The organism is Paenibacillus sp. BJ-4 (genome assembly GCF_020404765.1).
Lineage (GTDB): Bacteria > Bacillota > Bacilli > Paenibacillales > Paenibacillaceae > Paenibacillus.
This window is the reverse complement of record NZ_JAIVEM010000176.1, coordinates 1-209: the sequence shown is the minus strand read 5'-3', so window position 1 is coordinate 209 and position 209 is coordinate 1. Positions and strand designations below refer to the sequence as shown.

The 209-nt window shown below is 51.7% G+C and carries 1 rRNA gene; it reads right to left on the bottom strand.

The window, feature by feature from the left end:
- A 23S ribosomal RNA gene (locus LCF57_RS26365) occupies positions 1-209 on the bottom strand; the annotation flags it as partial.

Genomic DNA, 209 nt, shown 5'->3' with positions numbered 1-209 from the left:
CAGATCTTTTCGTTACTCATACCGGCATTCTCACTTGAATGCAGTCCAGCGCTCCTTCCGGTACACCTTCAACCCGCATTCAACGCTCCCCTACCCCTGATGCAAAGCATCAAGCCATAGCTTCGGTGGTGTGTTTAGCCCCGTTACATTTTCGGCGCAGAGTCACTCGACCAGTGAGCTATTACGCACTCTTTCAATGGTGGCTGCTT